This window comes from Glaciimonas sp. GG7 (genome assembly GCF_052976905.1).
Genome location: NZ_JBRIIQ010000226.1, coordinates 1 through 794 on the forward strand (window position 1 = coordinate 1; position 794 = coordinate 794).

The window sequence follows — 794 nt, forward strand, 5'->3', positions numbered from 1 at the left end:
TTGCAACACACCATCGCCTTTCCCCGCGCCAATGCGCAGGAGCAGGAGGATTTACGTAGTTATAACGCTATGCTGCGAGGCGACGTTGCGCTGCTGGAGCAGCGGGTGGCGATTGCGCAACTTGACATCAGCAGAACCGATGTTGGTTTCGATGGCAATCGTTTGCGTGCGATTCGATTTAGCAGCACAGATTTTCCCAAAGCAAATTACTGGCAACGCTGGCTGGCGCAAAATAGCAACGCGCCCAAGCGGGACGAACTATGGGCGCTGGCAGAAATGAAGAAGAGCCAGTTGCCGGAGAAAACGGCGTTTTTAGAATTACTGGATTTTTATGTCCACGATTCGTTAGCCAGTTTTAGTTTTGCCGACTATTTAACGCATGAAGAAAAAGCCGAGGGGTTGTTGAAGATGGCAACCGAATATGACGCGACCGGCAAAGCCCCTATTACGCCGTATAAACAGCAGGTTTGGCAGAATTATCAGCAGGCCATCAAAACCGATCCGGCGCTCGCTAAAAGTGTACAAATTCGCATCAACACGGTAAAGCAAGCAAAGACAGCCCCCGGGTATCTCGCCGATGTAGCTAAGGCGAAAGAAAACGCCAATCAGCAAACGGTGTTTACGCCGCAGGAGCAAGCTGCACTGGCCCGACTTTTTCCGCTGCAAACGGATGCGCATACTAAGGAATTGACGCACGTTGCGGTTAAGACGCAGAGCACAACGCGGCGGGAGGGGAGCGGGTATTTGCGGCTGCGATATGTTTTTGAGTAGCTTGTTTGGCCGCTATAAAGTGC

Annotated in this window: 1 pseudogene; it reads left to right on the forward strand. The window is 51.8% G+C overall.

Annotated elements, in window-relative coordinates:
• Nucleotides 1-771: pseudogene (locus ACVBEF_RS21295) on the forward strand (hypothetical protein); the annotation flags it as partial.
• Nucleotides 772-794 lie beyond the last annotated feature (23 nt).